The sequence below is a fragment of the Tepidanaerobacter acetatoxydans Re1 genome (assembly GCF_000328765.2).
GTDB classification, from domain to species: Bacteria; Bacillota; Thermosediminibacteria; order Thermosediminibacterales; family Tepidanaerobacteraceae; genus Tepidanaerobacter; species Tepidanaerobacter acetatoxydans.
The window spans coordinates 598,935-617,650 of sequence record NC_019954.2 but is presented as its reverse complement, the minus strand read 5'-3'; the positions used below and the strand labels follow the sequence as shown (position 1 = coordinate 617,650).

The following is an 18,716-nucleotide window of genomic DNA, read 5'->3' as shown; positions in this document are numbered from 1 at the left end:
CTTCTCAGTATACTTTACTCAATTATACCATATCTTCTAGCTTTTGCCGCAACGGTTTTATGGGTTATCCCTAAAGCCTTACCGGCGGCATTAAAGCTTTTATATTTTTTTAGAGCCACTTTTATTATGGCCTTTTCGTAATCATCAAAGGTAGCCAACTCTCCATCCATGTTTAAGTTTATAAGAGGTTGTTTTTTTTCTATAATCTTACCGGTTATATATTGGGGAAGATCCCATGCATCAATCACTTCGCTATCGGTCAGATTTATAACTCGTTCAATAATATTCTCCAATTCTCGAACATTTCCGGGCCAATCATAATTGTATAAATATCCAATAGCTCTTTTCGACATAATTTTATTTTTCAAGCCTAACTTTTTACAGAGTTTTTCAAGAAAATGCTCGACAAGTAAAGGAATGTCATCTTTTCTCTCTCTTAGACTTGGCAGCATTACAGGTACCACATTCAATCGATAGTAGAGATCTTCACGAAAATCACCTTTGCTTACCATTTCCCTTAAATTTCGATGGGTTGCAGCTATTATTCTGACATCAGTTTTTAAAACCTGATTTCCTCCTACTCTTTCAAATTCCCGCTCCTGTAAGACTCTAAGAAGTTTTGCTTGTAAATTTTTATCCAATTCACCTATTTCGTCAAGAAATATAGTGCCGCCATTTGCTAATTCAAACTTACCGATTTTTTGATAAATAGCGCCGGTAAAGGCACCTCTTTCGTGGCCAAAAAGTTCACTTTCCATTAAATTGGCCGGTATACCGGGACAATTTACCTTTATAAAAGGCCCTTTACAGCGGCTGCTAGCACGGTGGATTGCTTCGGCTACCAATTCTTTTCCCGTACCGCTTTCTCCTTGTAAAAGAACAGTAGAAGAAGTTTTGGCTGCCTTAGCGGCAATACCTAAAGCTGCCAATAACTTTTCACTGCGACCAATAATATTGCTAAAGGCTTCATCAAGTTTAAATGTTTCTTTTTGAGATATTTTGAAACCTAACTCGTTCTTTTGGCTATAATCTAATAATTGTTCAGAAAGTGGCAATCCCATTTGGGAAGCATGCTTGTTAAAAATTATAGAATATCCGGCGATTTCACCTTCAACAAATATTGGATTAACATCTGCCGATATAATTTTTTGTTCGTCTTTTTTTGCCGATCCCTTAACCCTAATCCTGTTAAATGACCCACCACTCAAATCTATACCTGGAATGACTTCTTGAATCGAATTACCAATGATATATTGTTTATTTATACCCATTAAATTCTCTACAATCCTATTGCACTGTATTATGGTGCCTTGTTTATTTGTGACGATAAGGCCAAGACCTATACTGTCAAAGATTTTATCGGCTTTAATCATATTTTCTTCTAAAATATCATCCACCTGCTCTAATTCTGCAGAATTCTGAGGCAATAAATCGCGTTTGAGCAATTCTTCAAAACATTCTATTGCATCATTTGCATTTGGCCCCTTTGCTACTATTGTAATACATTCTCCGGGTTTTATATTCAATGAGTGAATAGCCATCAATGCAGTAGCAGGCACTTCCCTTCCGGCTTGATTGCGGATATATACGCTTGTGCCCATTGTATTTTCTATCTCATAAGCCTTTTGGACTATCATTGCCGCAGCTCTGATATGCATTCCTTTAGGATGGGTAAAAACAGCATTTTTTTGAAACAAGGCTTTTCACCCTTTCGCTTCTGTCCAAAAATTATATTTATGTTTTTATTCAGCATTTCCCGTAGCAATTACATCAATGCCTGTTCCAACTACATTTTCTGCAACTACATCACCAACTTTAACAGGTTGAGCTACTACAATATCTTTTAATTCAAACATAGCTTTCTTCAATAATTTTTTAGGAATAGGCTCTTTTGTCTTTACCGGCAGTACTCTGCCACCTTGAAGTTTTAACGTTGTAGTAAGTATCCTTCGCGGGTCTAATACTTCATTTTTAGCATATTCTATACCGCGTTTACAACCATAATTTTCTATATTGACAACTTCGTTGTCTACAACTTTTACATCGATTTGACATCCTTTCGGACAAATAATACAAGTCACTGTTTTATTAATTTCCATTATCCACACCTTCTTCCTGAAGGGAAAATTTTAAGGTCTTAATATCTTTATTTGCAAGTTCTTCTTTTTTAAGTTCAATATTTATCATTTCGCTAGGCTTTATGTGCTGGAGTACTTTTGCACGGATAAGGCCATCTTCCGATTCTATAAATAAACGTGCCTTTTCCATAGGTCTTGTGCTACGCATAAAAAAGTTTTGTTTTTCATCCAGAATATTTTCAGCATCAATCAATTGCGGCACAACATATCTAATATCAGAACCTGGTGAAACCTTAATGAATTTTTGCTGTGGCATCTTATTTTTCAGGTAATTTACGGCGCCACGGCCTGCAAGCCTTGATTCCATAGTAACAAAATCTACTAAGTCATGAACATGGACTACGTTGCCGCATGCAAAAATTCCAGGTACCGAGGTTTCCATTCTCTGATTTACCACCGGCCCCCCGGTAACATTATCTATTTGAATATCAGCCATCTTTGAGAGCTCATTTTCCGGAATCAATCCTACTGATAGCAGTAAAGTATCACAGCTAATAAATTTTTCGGTTGACGGAATAGGATTTAGTTTATCATCAACTTGAGCAATTGTTACACCTTCAACTCTATTTCTGCCATGGATGTATGTGACAGTATGGCTTAAAAGCAGTGGAATATCAAAATCCTCCAAGCACTGGACAATATTTCGCGTAAGGCCGTTTGAGTAAGGCATTATTTCCGCTACACATTTTACCTTTGCCCCCTCAAGAGTAAAGCGACGCGCCATGATAAGACCTATATCACCTGAGCCTAAAATAACTATTTCCTTGCCGGGCATGTAGCCTTCGATGTTTACAAATCTCTGGGCGGTGCCTGCCGTAAAAATCCCTGCAGGACGGTAGCCCGGAATATTTATAGCACCCCTGGTTCTTTCCCTGCATCCCATGGTAAGTATTACTGCATCAGCTTTGATTTGGAGCAATCCTTTTTTATGACTGACAGCGATTATTTGCTTATCTTCTGTCAAATCTATAACCATAGTATCTAGCAAGACTTCTATACCTATTTCCTCAAGCTCTTTAATGAATCTGTCGGCATATTCGGGACCTGTAAGTTCTTCTTTGAAAACATGAAGACCAAAACCGTTATGGATACACTGTTGTAAAATTCCTCCCAGACCGGAATCCCGTTCTATAAGCAAAATATCCTTTGCACCATGTTTTTTTGCTTCAATTGCAGCAGCAAGCCCTGCAGGACCACCGCCTATTATTACAAGTTCTTTAGTTATCATTTTGGTCACCGCCTTCGTCCTGTAGAAATTCCTTTATACGACCAACCAGCATATTTGAACCCGGACCCTTTTTAGTTATTTCCAAAGGATCTGCTCCAAGTTCTTTTGTTAATATTTCCAGCACTCTCGGAGAGCAAAAACCTCCTTGACACCGTCCCATGCCGGCACGAGTTCTCCTTTTTACCGCATCTATACTGCGAGCACCTACCGGCCTCCTTATAGCATCAATAATTTCCGCTTCGGTAACAGTTTCGCATCTGCAAATCACATGGCCGAATGCAGAATTTTGTTCAATAAGCTTTCTACGTTCTTCACTGCCTAATTCCCTAAACCTGTATTTTTTTGGCCTATGAGGAATAAAATCTTTTTTCTTTTTTAAATCAAGGCCTGCTTCTTGCAGTATATCTTTTACCATAAGTGCTATAGCAGGTGCTGAAGTTAGGCCAGGTGACTGTATACCGCCCACGTTGATAAAGCCTTTAACCAATTTAGATGCTTCAATTATAAAGTCATTAGTGTTAGACACTGCTCTTAATCCTGCAAAAGATGTGATTACATTTTTTAAAGGCAGATTAGGCACAAGTTTCCTTCCGCCGCTTATAATTTCTTCGATCCCGGCAGCATTTACACTTGTGTCATATTTATCTTCAATATCGTTTGAATTGGGGCCTATAAATATGTTTCCATCAACAGTCGGGCATACTAAAATACCTTTAGATATTTTAGTCGGAGTTGGGAAAATTGCTTTTTTTACCATGTTTCCAAATTGCTTATCAAATATGAGATATTCACCTTTGCGAGGAGTTATAGTATATTCTTCGGCGCCAGCCATTTTTGAAATCTCATCGGCAAATAGGCCGGCGGCATTTATCACATATTTTGTTTTAATGTTTCCCTTTGGAGTTTTTACCAAAAAACAGTAGTCTCCCATTACTTCTATATCAGTTACCGGCGCATTGAGCCAAAATTTTACTCCATTTTGATTGGCGTTTTCCGCTAAAGCAATAGTAAGCTCATACGGGCAAACCAGTCCACCGGTCGGAGCATCAAGTGCTGCTCGAGCATCGGGATTTAGATTAGGTTCTAAAGCATGTAGTTCATCTTTTCCAATAATTCTTAAAGGATTTACGCCATTAGTCTTGCCTTTCTTAAGCAATTCATCAAGAGCATTCACTTCTTCTTCGTTTACAGCAACAACAAGAGAGCCATTCATTTTAAATGGTACATCAAGTTCTTCACACAGCGCAGGATAAAGCTTATTTCCCGCTACATTGAGTTTTGCTTTCCATGTACCCGGTGTTGCATCAAAACCAGCATGCACTACAGCACTATTAGCTTTGCTGGTGCCACAAGCCACATCCTCTTCTTTTTCCACTAAAGTAATATTGATATCATAGCGAGACAGCTCACGAGCAATTGAACAACCAGTTACTCCTGCCCCAATAATTACTATGTCTTCCATTTTATTCCTCCCCAAATTAGGAAAACCACACCCTATATAAAGGTGTGGTTCTCCTTATTCTCCGCCACAGCTTCTAAATCCTATTGCATCTTTTTTTTCACTGAAAAAGTAGATTTTATTATTTATCTTCCCAATCCATTGACCGTTTTACGGCTTTCTTCCAACCCTTATATAAGCGTTCTTTTGTATCAATATCCATTTGAGGTTTGAAAGTTCTGTCTATCTGCCATTTAGCCGAAATATCATTTTTATCTTTCCAGTAGCCCACTGCAAGGCCGGCAAGATAGGCAGCACCTAGTGCCGTAGTTTCAATTACCTTAGGTCTGTCAACAGGCACACCTAAGATGTCAGACTGGAATTGCATCAAGAAGTTATTGGCAACTGCTCCGCCATCAACTTTTAGACTCTTCAAAGTGATACCAGAATCTTTCTGCATGGCTTCCAGTACATCACGGGTCTGATAGCAAATAGACTCCAGAGCTGCTCTGACAATATGTTCTCTTTTTGCGCCGCGGGTAAGTCCAAGAATAGCGCCACGTGCATACATATCCCAGTAAGGTGCTCCAAGCCCAACAAACGCAGGTACCAGATATACGCCATTGTTGTCTTCCACTTTTGTTGCAAGCTCTTCGCTCTGTGCAGCATTATCAAGCACTCTGAGCTCATCGCGCAGCCACTGTATTACAGCACCGGCTATAAAGATGCTTCCTTCTAAAGCATACTCGACCTTTCCATCTGCACCCCAGGCAATTGTAGTAAGAAGACCACTCTTGGATTCAACAGCCTTCTCACCGGTATTCATCAACATGAAGCAACCTGTTCCATAGGTGTTCTTAGCCATACCGGGAGCATAGCAAGCCTGACCGAACAAAGCAGCCTGCTGATCGCCTGCATCACCGGCTATTGGAATTTCTCCGCCAAACACTTCCGTAGTTGTATATCCATAAATGTGACTTGACGGCATAACTTTAGGAAGCATTGCTCTTGGTATATTCAACTCTTTGAGTATTTCATCATCCCAATCCAGTTTATGGATATTAAATAACATTGTTCTGGAGGCATTGCTATAGTCGGTAACATGGACTTTACCGCCCGTCAGGTTCCATATAAGCCATGTATCAATGTTGCCGAATAACAATTCACCCTTTTCAGCCTTTTCCCTGGTACCTTCAACATTATCAAGAATCCATTTTACTTTAGTTCCTGAAAAATAAGCATCAACGACTAAGCCGGTCTTCTCTCGAATTTTTTCAGTAAGGCCGCGAGCTTTCAGATCATCACAAATCGGAGCGGTTCTGCGGCACTGCCATACAATAGCATTATAGACAGGTTTTCCCGTATTCTTATCCCATACAACCGTAGTTTCTCTCTGGTTTGTAATGCCTATGGCGGCAATATCATTCACCGATAGGCCACATTTTAAAAGCACCTCTTTGGCAACACCTATTTGGCTTCCCCAAATTTCCATAGCATCGTGCTCGACCCAGCCGGGTTTGGGATAAATCTGTGTAAATTCCCGATTGGTAACACCCTTGATCAAGCCATTTTCATCAAAAATGATAGCCCTCGAACTGGTTGTTCCCTGGTCTAAAGCCATAATGTACTTAGGCACTATACATTACCTCCCTGTGATATATTATTTTATTTGAAATATGTGAAAACTTATAATAATCTAATTATTATGCATCATTCATGGTGCAATATTATTTTATATAATAATAATTGTTATAATTTTGTGTATTTAAGATTTACACATATAGGCAATAAAGAATAAATCCTCCTAAAACTCCTCCAATAATTGCATTTATTATCATACCTATACCTTTACCTACATCGTCACCTGATAGAGCCGAAGCAACAAATAATCCTGTTCCGGCTGCCCATGCCATATCTATCCAAGCATCACCAGACTGAAAGATTAAACCCACACCGTGGTTGAGAGTCCATGTTGTCCCAACTATAAAGCCGGCAGCAAGCCAACCACCGATAGGTCCGAAGTTATCACAGAGTTTCCCCCATACGAGTCTGAGTAAAAACGGAAATATAAAACCACCAGCCATAGTAGCAATAATCTTTGGAAATGCCATTTTATGACCTCCCCTATTTTTTAATCAAATTACATTGAAACATCTTTTTTTGAGGCATCTCTTTCCGCCCAAGTCTTCTCGACTGCAACTGCAACGCTACCCCCTATAATACCACCGATAACCACGAAAGCTAATGTCGGCAGAGAAGCCACTCCAGCTGCAGAACCTTTAAGAAATACATCTCTCATTGTACCGGTTATTCCTATGCCAAGGGCCATGTCAACAAATGCACCTTCATTAGCAATAAGACCCAAAAAGTGGTTTAAAAACCACATAACCGAGATAATTATAAAACCTGCAAACCAGCCTCCCACAATACCATATGCATCTGCAAAAGCTCCCCATACTGACATTACGAAAATACCAGCAATTGCAAAACCAATGATTGATCCAAGGTTTTTCACTAATGTCACCTCCATTTTTTTAACCTCTTAGTAATTACAATAGATTAAAATATCCCCTACTCTTTATGATATTACATAATCCACCTCCTTTTTAGATAAATTTAGGTAAAATAAAAATCCTTCCAAGGCAAATAATTTGACAAAAAGATGCTGTCATACTATTTACCCGGAAGGACTTTCTCCTAATCTCCAAGTCCTCAAAAGGTGTAATCCCATATATCCTCTTTTGTAACTGATATGGCCAAAGCCCCTTCTCTTAGAGCTGCCTCTACTTCGTCTATATCCTCAATTAACCCTCCGGCTATAACCGGATGTCTTACTCTTTGGCATACTCTTGCAATTACTTTAGGTATAACCGCCGGCAAAATTTCTATTGCATCAGGATTCACATTTCTTACAGATTTTTCCGCGGTATCTACAGCTAGACTGTCGAGGACAAATATTCTCTGGATAGTAAACAAGCCTTCACTTTTAGCATAATTTACTAGATTTGCTCTCGTTGTGATAATTCCATCCGGTTTAATCTCCTGAGCAATATATTTTATGCCCATACCATCCTTGCTTATACCTTCAAGCAGGTCTATATGTAAAAAAACTCTTTTATCTGCTCTTTTCACATGTTCCACTATATTCTTGATATTTAGTATATTACCTGTCAGCAAAAAAATGCATTTGGACATTTTCGATATGGCTGTATCGAGCCTATTAACATCTCGTATAGCCGGTATCACCGGGAAACTCTTCAAATCTTCTGTTATTTCTGTTTCGTTCAAACAATCACCTCTGTTTCGCCTCGGTAATACCCTGAAAAATTTATTCAATTATCACATCTTTATAGAATATATTATGCAAAAACTGTGCCAAGAATGTCTTATTGATTTTCTAACAGTTCGAGGTTTTTGCCTTGGTAAAAAATATCAACTTTTTGTTGTTATTTATAAGTTTCCTGATACTTTTTACCAACTGGCTATTTCTATTTTACTTTTTGACCCAGTTTATTCTCTTTACCTGCCATTAGTCTCTTAATATTATCGCGATGTCTATATATGGCAATTATACCGAGGGTTAGCCCTGTTATTACATATTTTGCCGGATATTTAAATATGAGCAACAGTATCGGTAATAAGACTGCAGCAGTTACGGATCCTAATGAAACATAACGCGATATGGCAACAACCAACACACCTATTATACAAAGTATCAATCCTACTTTTGGAAAAAGGCCTATAATCGTTCCGAAGCTTGTTGCTATGCCTTTTCCTCCTTTAAAACCAAGAAAAACAGACCAGTCATGCCCTACAACAACTGCAACAGCAGATAGCAATGCCAAATTTTCTCCGCCGAAAAATCTTCCCAGTAAAACCATTATTAGACCCTTTAATAAGTCGGCAGTAAAAACTATCATGGCAGGTTTTACGCCAAGCACCCTGAGCACATTGGTAGAGCCCGGATTGCCGCTACCATATCGGCGGATATCAGTCGAATAGAATTTATTGCAAATAATACATGCAAAAGAGATAGAACCTACTAAATAACTTACAATCAAAAATATGATAGTTTTTATCAAGGCTGCCCACCTTTCAAAAGATTTTTAACAATTTGTAATTCACTTAATATATTGTACATTATGTTCCATTAAAAGTCAAACAGTTTTTTTAACCATTTTAGCTATTTAAAACTGGTTTACTTCTTTTGTTGTATTGTATTTATGTTTAATTCAATTTATGTCTTTATAAACAAAAAAAGCCGCATAAAGAGGGCTTTGTCATTGGAAACGTTTATGTAGCAGGTTTGTAGGGGCGGTCATCGACCGCCCGCTCGACCGCCCGCTGGTGACCACGGGCCGCGCCCCTACTTTAACTCTTTAATTTTTTCTATAGCATCTTTTATGGCAAGAAACAACGGCTTTTTTTCTATACCTAAAAGCGTAATGTCTTCATTGTCTATGATAGGTATGAGAATTTTTTTTTGCATTGCAAGACGCTATGGCTTTTGCAATGCCCGGGGTTATTTCTCCCAACATGGAATTAGGGATGACAATTCCTAGTGATCCTACGATTACATCCGCCTTGTTTACGGCAAATGTAATGGCATTTTCGCCGGTTGCACCTTTATTAGCCTTTTCCTTCATCATGCTGGATGTAGCGGCAGAATTGGTACCCAGAGCATAAATCGTGACATCACTGGGCAAGTCTTGCCTTAAAAGAGAAATAATCTGGCTGCCGATACCTCCTCCCATGCCATCGACTACAGCTATATTCATTTGGCCTTCTCGCTTTCAAGTATTATCTTATGCTCAAGAAGCCTAACTTCTTTAATTGCAGCATCTATAATCTTCTGTTCGCCTAAAAGATCATACATAAACAATTTGCCATTTTGAGGTTCTATATGAATAACATTGTCCATAATCTTTTTTTCCTCGCCATTTTCCAAAAGGTAAACTTTTGACTCACACATTTAAAAACACCTCCATCCATTACATATGTTTCTTGGCTTCCAACAGGTAATCACTAGCGGCTTTTAGGGAATCGGCAGCTTTTGATATTAGTTTGGAAACCTCGGTTTTCCCAAGATTTTCAGCTTTTTCCGCCCACTCCCTAAAACCCTCTTCATGGGAATTGTTGTGTTCAATCCAATGAGCTAAGAGAATTCTTAAAGTCTCTATTTCCTTGTCCTTACCTTTATAAGAATTGCAGTTACAGTTGCAGTTGTTCTCTGTCATGGCAAATGCCTCCTTTGAGATTTATAAATTCATAGCCTTCTTTAAGCTGGGGAACAAAGTGGTATCGGTATGGGGGAGAAAACATGCACTGATAAATTCTTCCATGTATGCGGAATCTGCACTAAGCTCGATGTATGTCATATTATCGGCAATTTCCGCTGCTTTTTGCCTCGCTTCATCGCTGATGATGCAGGCATATGCTCCGGCAAGGGAGCTGTTGCCAATAAATTCAAACTTGTCATGGGGTATATCGGGCAGCAAGCCAATTGTAATTGAATTTTTTATATCAAGATTCTGGCCTATGCCGCCGGCAATAATTACCCTGTCAATCTCTGCCGCGCTCATTCCTACATTGTTTAAAAGTGTTCTTGCACCGGAATATACAGCACCTTTAGCCCGAAGGAAGTTATCGATATCAATTTCATTTAAGGTTATATCTCTTCCATCTTCCGTTTCCCCGCCAAAAACAATTACATATTCATAACATCCGATATTGTGATTATATCTTATTCTGTCAGATTTGATTGCTTTGTTTATTTTTCCTTTCATATCTATTATACCTGTCAAAAACATTTCAGCAATAGCATCTATTATCCCCGAGCCACAGATGCCCTTTGGCTTAACCTCTCCTATAACACTAATTCTGGGTTTTAAGTCATATTTATTGATTTTTACCTCATCAATGGCACCGGAAGATGCTCTCATGCCGGAACTGATTTCACCGCCTTCAAAGGCCGGTCCTGCAGAACAGGCACATGTCAGCATCCATTCCCTGTTTCCAAGGACTATTTCGCCATTTGTGCCTAAGTCCATAAATAACACCGTTTCGTCACCTTTCCAAATCCCTGATGCTAAAACGCCTGCGACTATGTCGCCACCTACATAGCTTGCTACATTTGGAAGGGTAAATACCGGAGCATTTTTGTTAATGCCAAGCAAAATATCGCCGGCTCTAAATACCGGAGCATTTCTAAATGCAGGTATATAAGGTTCAATGCGGATATTTTCAGCAGGTACGCCTAATAATAAGTGAGTCATGGTGGTATTGCCTGCAAAGACTGAAAAAACTATGTCATCCTTACTGATACCTAGTTTGCATATCATTTTATTAATAAGTTGATTTAAGGTGCCTTCAACTATCGCCTGCTGCAGCTTTTTGAGGCCATCATCTTTTGTAGAATAAATTATTCGGCTTATTACATCAGCACCATACTGCATCTGAAGATTTCCGCTATTGGCAGATGCTTTTATTTCTCCGGTTTGAATATCCACCAGGCAGGCGGCTACTGTAGTAGTGCCGATATCTACGCAAAGTCCAAAGGGCTTAGCTTCTTTTTTATCGGCAACATTGATGATATCATAGCCACTATCATTCTTTGAAAGCATGAGTGTAATTTCATTATCATTTTTTCTTAAAATTGCCGGCAATTTTTTCAGCACTTCTATAAAGCAGCTTATTTTTTCACAACCCAAAACCTGCTTTAGTTCTCTTTTAACTCTTTCAAAGTCTGGAATATTATCATCTATCGTAGGTTTTGGAAGTGTTAGGGTAACAGTTGTAAAACCAGTTCCAACTTCTATTTCTGAAGCACTAAGTATATCCAAAGTCCTTTTTGCTAATTTTCCCTTTGAGGCAGATGTTATGTCTTCGACCATTATGTCATTAATTATATCTACTTCCATGATTTCAATGGTCATATCATCCTGTATCCATGTTAGGCACGCAAGTCTAATGCCTTGCTCTATCTCTTCGGCAGCAAGGAGCGGGGTATATTCATGTTTATGTTTGCCTGATTTTATCTTAATCCGGCATTTACCGCAGTGTCCCTTACCTGCGCAGGGTGCATCTAAAAATACGCCGGCTTTTCGTGCTGCCTCCATCAAGTTAGTTCCTCTGGCAACTTCAACTGTTTTACCTGTTGGCTGAAAAATTACGGTGCATTTTTCCATAATCGTATCACCACCTTATCTTGTAAGTACACAAGCCACTTATATAAGTGGCTTGTGTGGACAATAATCATTCAAGAGATTTTTCGTAATCACTGCTGCTAAGTAAGTTGTTCTGTTCATCAGGATTTTTTATTTTGACCTTTATCATCCATCCGTCTTCATATGGAGAATTATTCACAAGCTCCGGATCATCATCCAGTTCCTCATTTACTTCAATTATCTCTCCACTAATTGGGGCGTAAAGGTCTGATGCTACTTTCGCCGATTCGACAGTGCCGAAAGTTTCGCCTTGAGTTATAGTTTCGCCTACTTCGGGCAAATCTACAAATAGAATTTCTCCAAGCGCATTTTGAGCATGATCGGTTATACCTATTGTAGCAATATCGTCTTCTATTTTAACCCATGTATGTTCTTTATGATATTTTAAATCAGAAGGGAATTCCATGTTAAAGCTCCTTTCTAGCGCTTAAGTGTTTAACAGACTTAATTAAAACATAGGATCCATACTGAGGGCAGGATGGCCAACCTTTGTCAAAAACTCCACTACTGCATCGGGCTCTACTCCTACTTCTTCATCCGCAATCATATCGTAGAAGTTTTCGATACCGATTTCTTTTCCACGCTCAATTAATTTTTCCTTGAGAGCTTCTTTTAATTCCTTGGGCATCCAGACTACTCGTGCTAATCCGCCATCTGCATATAGGAATTTTTTGCTTGTTATAAACTGCCTGCCATGCCCCATAAAGCCCGGTGTTTGAACACCACCGCCGGTTGTAGATGCCAGCTCGCCAAAGGTCATTCCAAGCGGAGTCATGCCATGGTATTCGCGATTTACTATGATTACACCATTGGCTTCCGGCATAATCCCGCAGATACATTCAAAGCATCCGCAGGATGTCATTGGGTCTTCCATTATTGTGTATATATTTACTTTTGTTGTAGCACCATGCGACTGTTCTGCCACTCTCTTATTTATGGATTCCCAGCTGCCTTTGACTTCATCCTCGCATTCGCCCTTAACTATAGGCTGGCAGGGTCCGGTAGAATCCAGTTCATATGTGGCCTTTGCATCGAGCCAACTGACAGCACCACACAGGCCAAGCCGCTCAGGTGTAACTATGCATACATGTGCTGGTGCAAAGGATTGACATAACAGACAAGAATAGAAGGTATCAACACTTTCATCAGTAAGACCTGCAAGCCTTGCATCTCGGGCTTCATACCTGGGCCGCGCAACTTCTTCAAGCAGTTCCTCTACTTTTTCTTTATCGGTAATGATGGTAACCTGTACCCTGTCGGCAATGCTGCCAAATTCATCGAGCATCTTAGCATATAGTACTTCACCTATATGTTTGAGCCTAAAGCCGGCTTCATAGGCAGATTTACTAATTCTTATCCACGCAATGTCCCTTTGGCCGATATGCATAACGCCTTCAGTGTAATTTGTAAAATAGTGAATTCGCCGTTCCATAACAGGTTCAAAATCTTCTTGCATGTTTTTCCCTGCAACATCTACAATAATTGCCAGCGGCAGCTTACCGCCGTCAGGTCCCAGTGTATCGATATCAGGCCCTATTAATTCAATCTTATGGTCTTCAACTTCAGAAAGGTCGCGTTTTCTAACCAATTCCCATGCAGTCGTGCGGCCGCCGCCAAACTCCGCAAACATATCATCCTTGCGAACTCTTTCGCCTTCAAAGGCCGGAGCAAAACCAACGGGAATTGGAATTTCGGTTATCTTGATTTTTATGCCGCGAGCCTCTAATGATGTTTGGACAAGCTTGTCATAGTCCTTTTGAACTATAAGGTTCATCGGAACTTCTTGGACATCCTGGTCAGTAATTACCGGAAATCCTAAGGCAATTGCACCGGCACCGGCAGATACTACCAATTCGCTCAAAGGTCCTAAGGCATTCACAAAAGCCGGCACTCTTTCCTTTGTATATTTTAACAGCTCCGGAAGGTCTCCAGGTTTTATATTTCCAAAAATCAGCGCCGCTCTTATGGCAAAAGAAACTATATGGGTAACCGAGGTTACGTCATAACCTAAAGGCACAACTCTAAATTCAAGTCCCATCTTTACTTTTGATTCGATAGCCTGGTCGATGATTTTTCCTACTAATGTCACTAAAATACCCTTTGATTGATAATCTTTTATAATCTTAGCAGCATCTTCTGCTGTAGGAGCTTCTCCGATAACAACTGCTACGCCCGGGATATCGCCGGTTACAAGTGGCACACCCATGGAGCGAATCACGGTATCAGGGATAAAGCCGACACAGGGTTCTTCATAGGGATTTTTTCCTCCTACATACTTACACGCCTCGATGACTTCTGCCACAACTGCTGTTGCAAGCCCTGCATTTAAAGCCTTCTCAAGATTCTGCTCTTTTACTATCAGGCTTTCGATAACCCCTATAGCGCCTTTCAAATCTGCTAAAGTGCCGATTTTTTGTCCCGTAGCAGCATATATAGTAGGAAGACTATAGGCGGTATTAGGAAAACTTACTTTCTCGTTTTCTCCATACTCTTTGATGGTTTGCTCGACAACAGATTTGCAAGCCTCCAGTGCTTGCTCGGAGCCGGTAAAGATAATATCAAATAATGTCATAATACATATCCCTCCAAGGATGTTTTTTCGCCTTCAGGCAAATTATAGATCTAAATAGGAATCTGCATACAAGGTTCTTCCTTTTATCAAATCCGCAGTTTTAATCACATTGATAACGAGCTTGTCTAAGGGATTGATTATAGCTGAGGTCAGGCCGCACTGAATAGCCATGGCACAAAAAGTGGCTTCAATCAAGCCTCTGAGCTCTTTAGGACATCCGTTGGAAACATTGCTAAGGCCGCCGGTAGTCAAAAGTCCCATCTCTGAAATCTGTCTTACGGCTTCCAGTACTTCCTGCTGTTTATCCTGCATGCCTTTTAGAACTACAAATAGAGGGTCAAAGAGAATGTTTTCCGGGTCAAGGCCGGCTTCCATAGCCCTTTCTAAAATCTGGGTGCAGTACATCATCCGCTCATCATTATCCCTTGGAATACCTTCTTTTGCGCACAATCCGATAACCATCGCATCGTATTCTGCTGCAAGATTCACCATGTCAAGCCTGGACCCGGCATCGGCAGAATTGATAATAGGCTTACCAGCTTTGCGATCATAGACTTTAATCCCGGCTTCAATGGCTTTCATGTTAGCGGTATCTAAACACAAAGGCGTATCAGGAAACTCTTCCTGCAGAATCTTGATTGCCCAAGGCATCAGCTCTTCTCCGTCCCTGTCGGCAGGACCTATATTTACATCGAGATAGTTTGCGCCAGCTTCAACCTGTTCGCGAGCTCTTGCAATAATGGGCTCAGGATTTCTTTCCTGCAGCGCTTTTCTGATGGTAGGGGAAATAACGTGAATCCTCTCACCGATAGTTAAAAATCTTGCCAATTGCTTTTCCTCCTCTTTCTATTTTTATTAACTAATTTCATCATTTTTTGGGTTAAAGTTATATTTTTTTAAGATTATATGTGAATGTGCTGGATAATTATATGGTTAGCATCATAAACAATGTTTCAGCATTGTTTATGATGCGGCTTCTTTAGCCTTGTATTTTTTTAAGAAATTAGGTAATGCCGCTGCTTCCTCCGTACCGACAGTAACTTTCCATCCCGGCAGTTCGTCTTCGATATCTGACTTGAGTACTGCCACTTTGCCCGGTATTATTAGCTCTCGAGTCTTTACCTTGTTTTCAACTTCAAATTCTTTTACAGCCTTTGCAATTGATTTGGCATTAAACTTACCAGCAGCCCATGCCGTAAGTACTGAATATCCTCCCGCATCGGGTATTAAAATCCATGACGGCACTTTTGACCTCTCTACTTCTCCGGATACTATGAAATATGTCAAGGCAAAATCAACAGTAACAAGAAGCGGTGATTCTTCATCAGCAGAACCTACTTTGTAAATGCCTTGTTCTATGCGCATCGGGCGCTGTGGATCTGTGAAAATATTTTGTCTTAAAGCAAACAGCGGAAGTGCCATCGAATAATCCATATCGCTTAAAACAATTATAGAAGCGTATTTTTCGATGAATAACGATGCACATGCAAGCTGCATCATCTTATCCTGTGACATATCGCACACAAAAGCCACCGCAGGATACCCAAAGGTTCTATCACCTGATAAAAGCGCCGTTCTGCGGATGTTGACCATATCGTCAAAAGCTCCCTTTAAGTTTCGGCTTCCGGCATCAAGCAGCAATTCTTTATAGCCCGTGTTTTGAAGCTTTTGAACAAGAGTGTATAGATTTTCCTTGCCGTCGGCAGTAACTCCAAGAAGCAATTTATTTTCTTTTGCAAGGTCTGTCATAGCTTCATAGTTTTGCTCATTTGCACCAAAAAGTATAGGTCCTTTGTCGGCACAAATGCCCACTGCTGCCTCGGCAATCTCGGGACTTTCTGTAATTATCATGGGTACTACCTTTGGACAGCTTTCTGTGACTTTTTTAATAAGACTTATAAATCTATCCTTGTCTTGGCTTTCACATCTAAAAGCAGCAATTTCTACATACATCTCTTCATTAATTCTGGTGTAATTAATGGTATTGATGTTGTTTATCTTTTTTTCTATTTCCTCCTGAGCCATAATATCAGAAAACATTATCGCAAACCTGGGCCGATTTACAAAGGTTTTTTCATGCCTAAACAGGACTGTTTCGCCGCCTAATGTATATTCCGTATCATTTGCACCGAACTTTACCGTCTTCATCGGCGGTGCAGTAGCTTCAGCCAGCTGTGCCTTTGCCTCATCTGACATATAAGGGCATTTTTCCGCTTCGGTTCCGCCCTGTGCAAGTTTCATGGCAAAAGCTAAACATGTAGGAAAACCGCACTCCTTGCAATTTTTCCGAGGTAGCAGTTTGTATATTTGCATTCCATTAAGTGCCATAAATCATCTCTCCCTTTACTTATTCAGTCATTTCAGTAATGAAGTTCCTGATAACTTCCACTGAACGCGGATGCCGAAGTATTACTGCATTAGCTCCGGCAGTCAAAACTCCTACTGCAGTAGATATCTCCATGGCTATGCCTCGTTCTTCTTGAGGGCCCCATTCTGGTATTTCTTCTTCAGAAACAACAGATTCTTTCACTTTCCACGATTCAAAAGACACAGGCAGAATCATCGGCATCTGCAGCGTTGCATCATTTTGTTCTAATGCTGCCAGCCTTATTCTGTCCATAGTTGTAACTGCATACTCGAAGCCGTATCCTACGGCTGCGCAGCCGGGATTCATAACCATTTTATCCGGTTTTACGCCTAATTGCGTTATCAAAATATTTAGCTGTTTAGCCAGATTTAAGTCAACAGATGACTCTGCCGCTACAATATTGCCATAAGCAAGCCCTACGGCAGCTGCGACTTCTTTGTAATTTGACTCTACCGCCGATAAAAACACATAGCTTTTATTTGGAAGAGCTTCTGCAATTTTTGTAAAAAGTTTAGCGTTTTTTTCATTATTTGAGCATCCGGCTATAACCAGAGGTACGCTTACATTCTCTGCTAATCTTTTTGCAACTTTGGCACATTCTTCGACAGATTTATTAAGACCGTCAGGGCTTGCACCTTCAAATTTAATACAGATAAAATCCGGATTGTACTTTTCTATGCAGTGCTTTGCCCATTTTACAGGATCATCGGCAACTTCTTTAAATACATCTAGGACTCCTGCAGGCCAAGATTCAGGAAAAATATCCCATATCTCCATGCCTATAGCCGGTTTATTTCCGATATCCCCGTCAAAACTGTAAAAGGGTAGAACTGACTCTCCGCCCAGCTTCAAATCAGAGCCTACGTTAACTTCTAGAATTTTTCCAGAATATTTTTGTGTAGGCATTTTGTAAGCCATTTACATCGCCTCCAATAAAATTTAGCAAACTAGATATTACATTTTTATTTGTGGAATTATTATCTTGTCAAAAATTTGCCTTGCATTCTTTACAGCATTACTATCTTTTGGAAGTTGAACAAGGGGTATGCCCTTGTTGTCATATTCAAAAACCTTTGCATCCAGAGGAACGATTCCTGCAAGTTTTAAGCCGTAACCTTCTATAGCCTGCTTAATATCATCGGACAGTCCCTCTTCAGGAACACGGTTTACTATCAGGTAAAGCTCTTTTACATCAAGCTTTAGCTCCTCTATAAGTTCCTTAACTCTTGCTGCAGCTTCTATTCCACGCTTTGAACACTCACTTACCGCAAACATGATATCTACACTTTTCGTGGTGCGCCTGCTCAAATGCTCCAAACCGGCCTCATTGTCAATAACCATCACTTTGTAATTGTCTGAAAGGCGGTCTGTAGCTTCTCTTAGAATGCCATTTGCAAAGCAGTAGCATCCTGCCCCTTCCGGCCTTCCCATAACCAACAAATCAAAACCATGGCCTTCGATAATTGCCTGCTGAAGTTTGTAATTAATATAGTCGGTCTTGCTCATGCCGCCCGGCAGTTTTCCATCCCTGTTCTTTACGCTTATGTCTTCTCTTATATCGCCTAAAGTTATTTCTACATCTTCGCCCAGTACTTCGTTTAAATTGGCATTAGGGTCAGCATCCACGCCCAAAACAGGTGCAAACTTTTTTTCCACTAAATAATCAATTAGAAAACCGGCCAGGGTCGTCTTGCCTGTACCGCCTTTTCCTGCTACGGCTATGGTATAAGCCATTTAAATCATCTC

General features: G+C 40.1%; 18 protein-coding genes and 1 pseudogene. All 19 read right to left on the bottom strand.

The features are described 5' to 3' along the window. Positions 1 to 14: 14 nt before the first annotated feature. Positions 15 to 1,697 (bottom strand): sigma 54-interacting transcriptional regulator, encoded by a 1,683-nt coding sequence (locus TEPIRE1_RS02865; protein ID WP_013777686.1) that lies wholly within the window; start codon positions 1,695 to 1,697, stop codon positions 15 to 17. A 45-nt stretch (positions 1,698 to 1,742) separates the two neighbouring features. Next, a complete protein-coding gene (locus TEPIRE1_RS02860) occupies positions 1,743 to 2,099 on the bottom strand; it encodes a DUF1667 domain-containing protein (RefSeq protein ID WP_013777685.1) in 357 nt (118 codons plus the stop codon). Next, complete coding sequence (locus TEPIRE1_RS02855; protein ID WP_013777684.1) at positions 2,089 to 3,366, bottom strand: NAD(P)/FAD-dependent oxidoreductase; 1,278 nt, start codon at positions 3,364 to 3,366, stop codon at positions 2,089 to 2,091. Before TEPIRE1_RS02855 ends, TEPIRE1_RS02860 begins: the two co-directional genes overlap by 11 nt. Continuing rightward, positions 3,356 to 4,828: an NAD(P)/FAD-dependent oxidoreductase gene (locus TEPIRE1_RS02850; RefSeq protein ID WP_013777683.1), complete on the bottom strand. Its 1,473-nt coding sequence runs from the start codon at positions 4,826 to 4,828 to the stop codon at positions 3,356 to 3,358. The genes TEPIRE1_RS02855 and TEPIRE1_RS02850 overlap by 11 nt, the downstream gene beginning before the upstream one ends. A gap of 118 nt (positions 4,829 to 4,946) precedes the next feature. Next, on the bottom strand, positions 4,947 to 6,440 hold the full coding sequence (gene glpK / locus TEPIRE1_RS02845; protein WP_013777682.1) for a glycerol kinase GlpK: 1,494 nt from the start codon (positions 6,438 to 6,440) through the stop codon (positions 4,947 to 4,949). Between the two features lie 136 nt (positions 6,441 to 6,576). After that, the gene (locus tag TEPIRE1_RS02840; protein ID WP_013777681.1) at positions 6,577 to 6,915 is read right to left on the bottom strand and encodes a Lin0368 family putative glycerol transporter subunit; all 339 of its coding nucleotides are present in this window, start codon (positions 6,913 to 6,915) and stop codon (positions 6,577 to 6,579) included. 29 nt (positions 6,916 to 6,944) lie between these two features. Beyond that, complete coding sequence (locus TEPIRE1_RS02835) at positions 6,945 to 7,319, bottom strand: Lin0368 family putative glycerol transporter subunit (RefSeq protein ID WP_013777680.1); 375 nt, start codon at positions 7,317 to 7,319, stop codon at positions 6,945 to 6,947. Positions 7,320 to 7,516: 197 nt separating this feature from the next. After that, on the bottom strand, positions 7,517 to 8,092 hold the full coding sequence (locus TEPIRE1_RS02830; protein ID WP_013777679.1) for a glycerol-3-phosphate responsive antiterminator: 576 nt from the start codon (positions 8,090 to 8,092) through the stop codon (positions 7,517 to 7,519). Between the two features lie 200 nt (positions 8,093 to 8,292). Then, the gene (gene plsY, locus TEPIRE1_RS02825; RefSeq protein WP_013777678.1) at positions 8,293 to 8,886 is read right to left on the bottom strand and encodes a glycerol-3-phosphate 1-O-acyltransferase PlsY; all 594 of its coding nucleotides are present in this window, start codon (positions 8,884 to 8,886) and stop codon (positions 8,293 to 8,295) included. Positions 8,887 to 9,170: 284 nt separating this feature from the next. Continuing rightward, a pseudogene (locus tag TEPIRE1_RS02820) lies at positions 9,171 to 9,582 on the bottom strand (DUF3842 family protein). Continuing rightward, the gene (locus TEPIRE1_RS02815; protein WP_013777676.1) at positions 9,579 to 9,776 is read right to left on the bottom strand and encodes a CooT family nickel-binding protein; all 198 of its coding nucleotides are present in this window, start codon (positions 9,774 to 9,776) and stop codon (positions 9,579 to 9,581) included. Before TEPIRE1_RS02815 ends, TEPIRE1_RS02820 begins: the two are co-directional and overlap by 4 nt. Before the next feature lie 19 nt (positions 9,777 to 9,795). Next, positions 9,796 to 10,041, bottom strand: a complete 246-nt coding sequence (locus TEPIRE1_RS02810) for a hypothetical protein (protein WP_013777675.1) — start codon at positions 10,039 to 10,041, stop codon at positions 9,796 to 9,798. 21 nt (positions 10,042 to 10,062) lie between these two features. After that, on the bottom strand, positions 10,063 to 11,991 hold the full coding sequence (acsV, locus tag TEPIRE1_RS02805; RefSeq protein WP_013777674.1) for a corrinoid activation/regeneration protein AcsV: 1,929 nt from the start codon (positions 11,989 to 11,991) through the stop codon (positions 10,063 to 10,065). A 67-nt stretch (positions 11,992 to 12,058) separates the two neighbouring features. Beyond that, complete coding sequence (gene gcvH, locus TEPIRE1_RS02800) at positions 12,059 to 12,436, bottom strand: glycine cleavage system protein GcvH (RefSeq protein WP_013777673.1); 378 nt, start codon at positions 12,434 to 12,436, stop codon at positions 12,059 to 12,061. A 42-nt stretch (positions 12,437 to 12,478) separates the two neighbouring features. Next, on the bottom strand, positions 12,479 to 14,602 hold the full coding sequence (acsB, locus tag TEPIRE1_RS02795) for an acetyl-CoA decarbonylase/synthase complex subunit alpha/beta (protein ID WP_013777672.1): 2,124 nt from the start codon (positions 14,600 to 14,602) through the stop codon (positions 12,479 to 12,481). 42 nt (positions 14,603 to 14,644) lie between these two features. Further along, the gene (gene acsE, locus TEPIRE1_RS02790) at positions 14,645 to 15,430 is read right to left on the bottom strand and encodes a carbon monoxide dehydrogenase/acetyl-CoA synthase methytransferase subunit (protein WP_013777671.1); all 786 of its coding nucleotides are present in this window, start codon (positions 15,428 to 15,430) and stop codon (positions 14,645 to 14,647) included. 135 nt (positions 15,431 to 15,565) lie between these two features. Continuing rightward, positions 15,566 to 16,930 carry an acetyl-CoA decarbonylase/synthase complex subunit gamma gene (acsC, locus tag TEPIRE1_RS02785; protein WP_013777670.1) on the bottom strand — a complete coding sequence of 455 codons (1,365 nt, stop codon included), beginning with the start codon at positions 16,928 to 16,930 and terminating at the stop codon, positions 15,566 to 15,568. A 19-nt stretch (positions 16,931 to 16,949) separates the two neighbouring features. Further along, positions 16,950 to 17,888, bottom strand: a complete 939-nt coding sequence (acsD, locus tag TEPIRE1_RS02780; RefSeq protein ID WP_013777669.1) for an acetyl-CoA decarbonylase/synthase complex subunit delta — start codon at positions 17,886 to 17,888, stop codon at positions 16,950 to 16,952. Between the two features lie 36 nt (positions 17,889 to 17,924). Then, positions 17,925 to 18,704, bottom strand: coding sequence for an ATP-binding protein (locus tag TEPIRE1_RS02775; protein WP_013777668.1), 780 nt, complete (start codon positions 18,702 to 18,704; stop codon positions 17,925 to 17,927). Between the last annotated feature and the right edge of the window lie 12 nt (positions 18,705 to 18,716).

What these genes read in the sequence shown, in the direction of transcription:
- TEPIRE1_RS02860 (WP_013777685.1), bottom strand. Translation starts at nt 2,099, where the DNA reads ATGGAAATTAATAAAACAGTGACTTGTATTATTTGTCCGAAAGGATGT.
- TEPIRE1_RS02855 (WP_013777684.1), bottom strand. Translation starts at nt 3,366, where the DNA reads ATGATAACTAAAGAACTTGTAATAATAGGCGGTGGTCCTGCAGGGCTT.
- TEPIRE1_RS02850 (WP_013777683.1), bottom strand. Translation starts at nt 4,828, where the DNA reads ATGGAAGACATAGTAATTATTGGGGCAGGAGTAACTGGTTGTTCAATT.
- TEPIRE1_RS02840 (WP_013777681.1), bottom strand. Translation starts at nt 6,915, where the DNA reads ATGGCATTTCCAAAGATTATTGCTACTATGGCTGGTGGTTTTATATTT.
- TEPIRE1_RS02815 (WP_013777676.1), bottom strand. Translation starts at nt 9,776, where the DNA reads ATGTGTGAGTCAAAAGTTTACCTTTTGGAAAATGGCGAGGAAAAAAAG.
- TEPIRE1_RS02810 (WP_013777675.1), bottom strand. Translation starts at nt 10,041, where the DNA reads ATGACAGAGAACAACTGCAACTGTAACTGCAATTCTTATAAAGGTAAG.
- acsV (WP_013777674.1), bottom strand. Translation starts at nt 11,991, where the DNA reads ATGGAAAAATGCACCGTAATTTTTCAGCCAACAGGTAAAACAGTTGAA.
- gcvH (WP_013777673.1), bottom strand. Translation starts at nt 12,436, where the DNA reads ATGGAATTCCCTTCTGATTTAAAATATCATAAAGAACATACATGGGTT.
- acsB (WP_013777672.1), bottom strand. Translation starts at nt 14,602, where the DNA reads ATGACATTATTTGATATTATCTTTACCGGCTCCGAGCAAGCACTGGAG.
- acsC (WP_013777670.1), bottom strand. Translation starts at nt 16,930, where the DNA reads ATGGCACTTAATGGAATGCAAATATACAAACTGCTACCTCGGAAAAAT.
- acsD (WP_013777669.1), bottom strand. Translation starts at nt 17,888, where the DNA reads ATGGCTTACAAAATGCCTACACAAAAATATTCTGGAAAAATTCTAGAA.
- TEPIRE1_RS02775 (WP_013777668.1), bottom strand. Translation starts at nt 18,704, where the DNA reads ATGGCTTATACCATAGCCGTAGCAGGAAAAGGCGGTACAGGCAAGACG.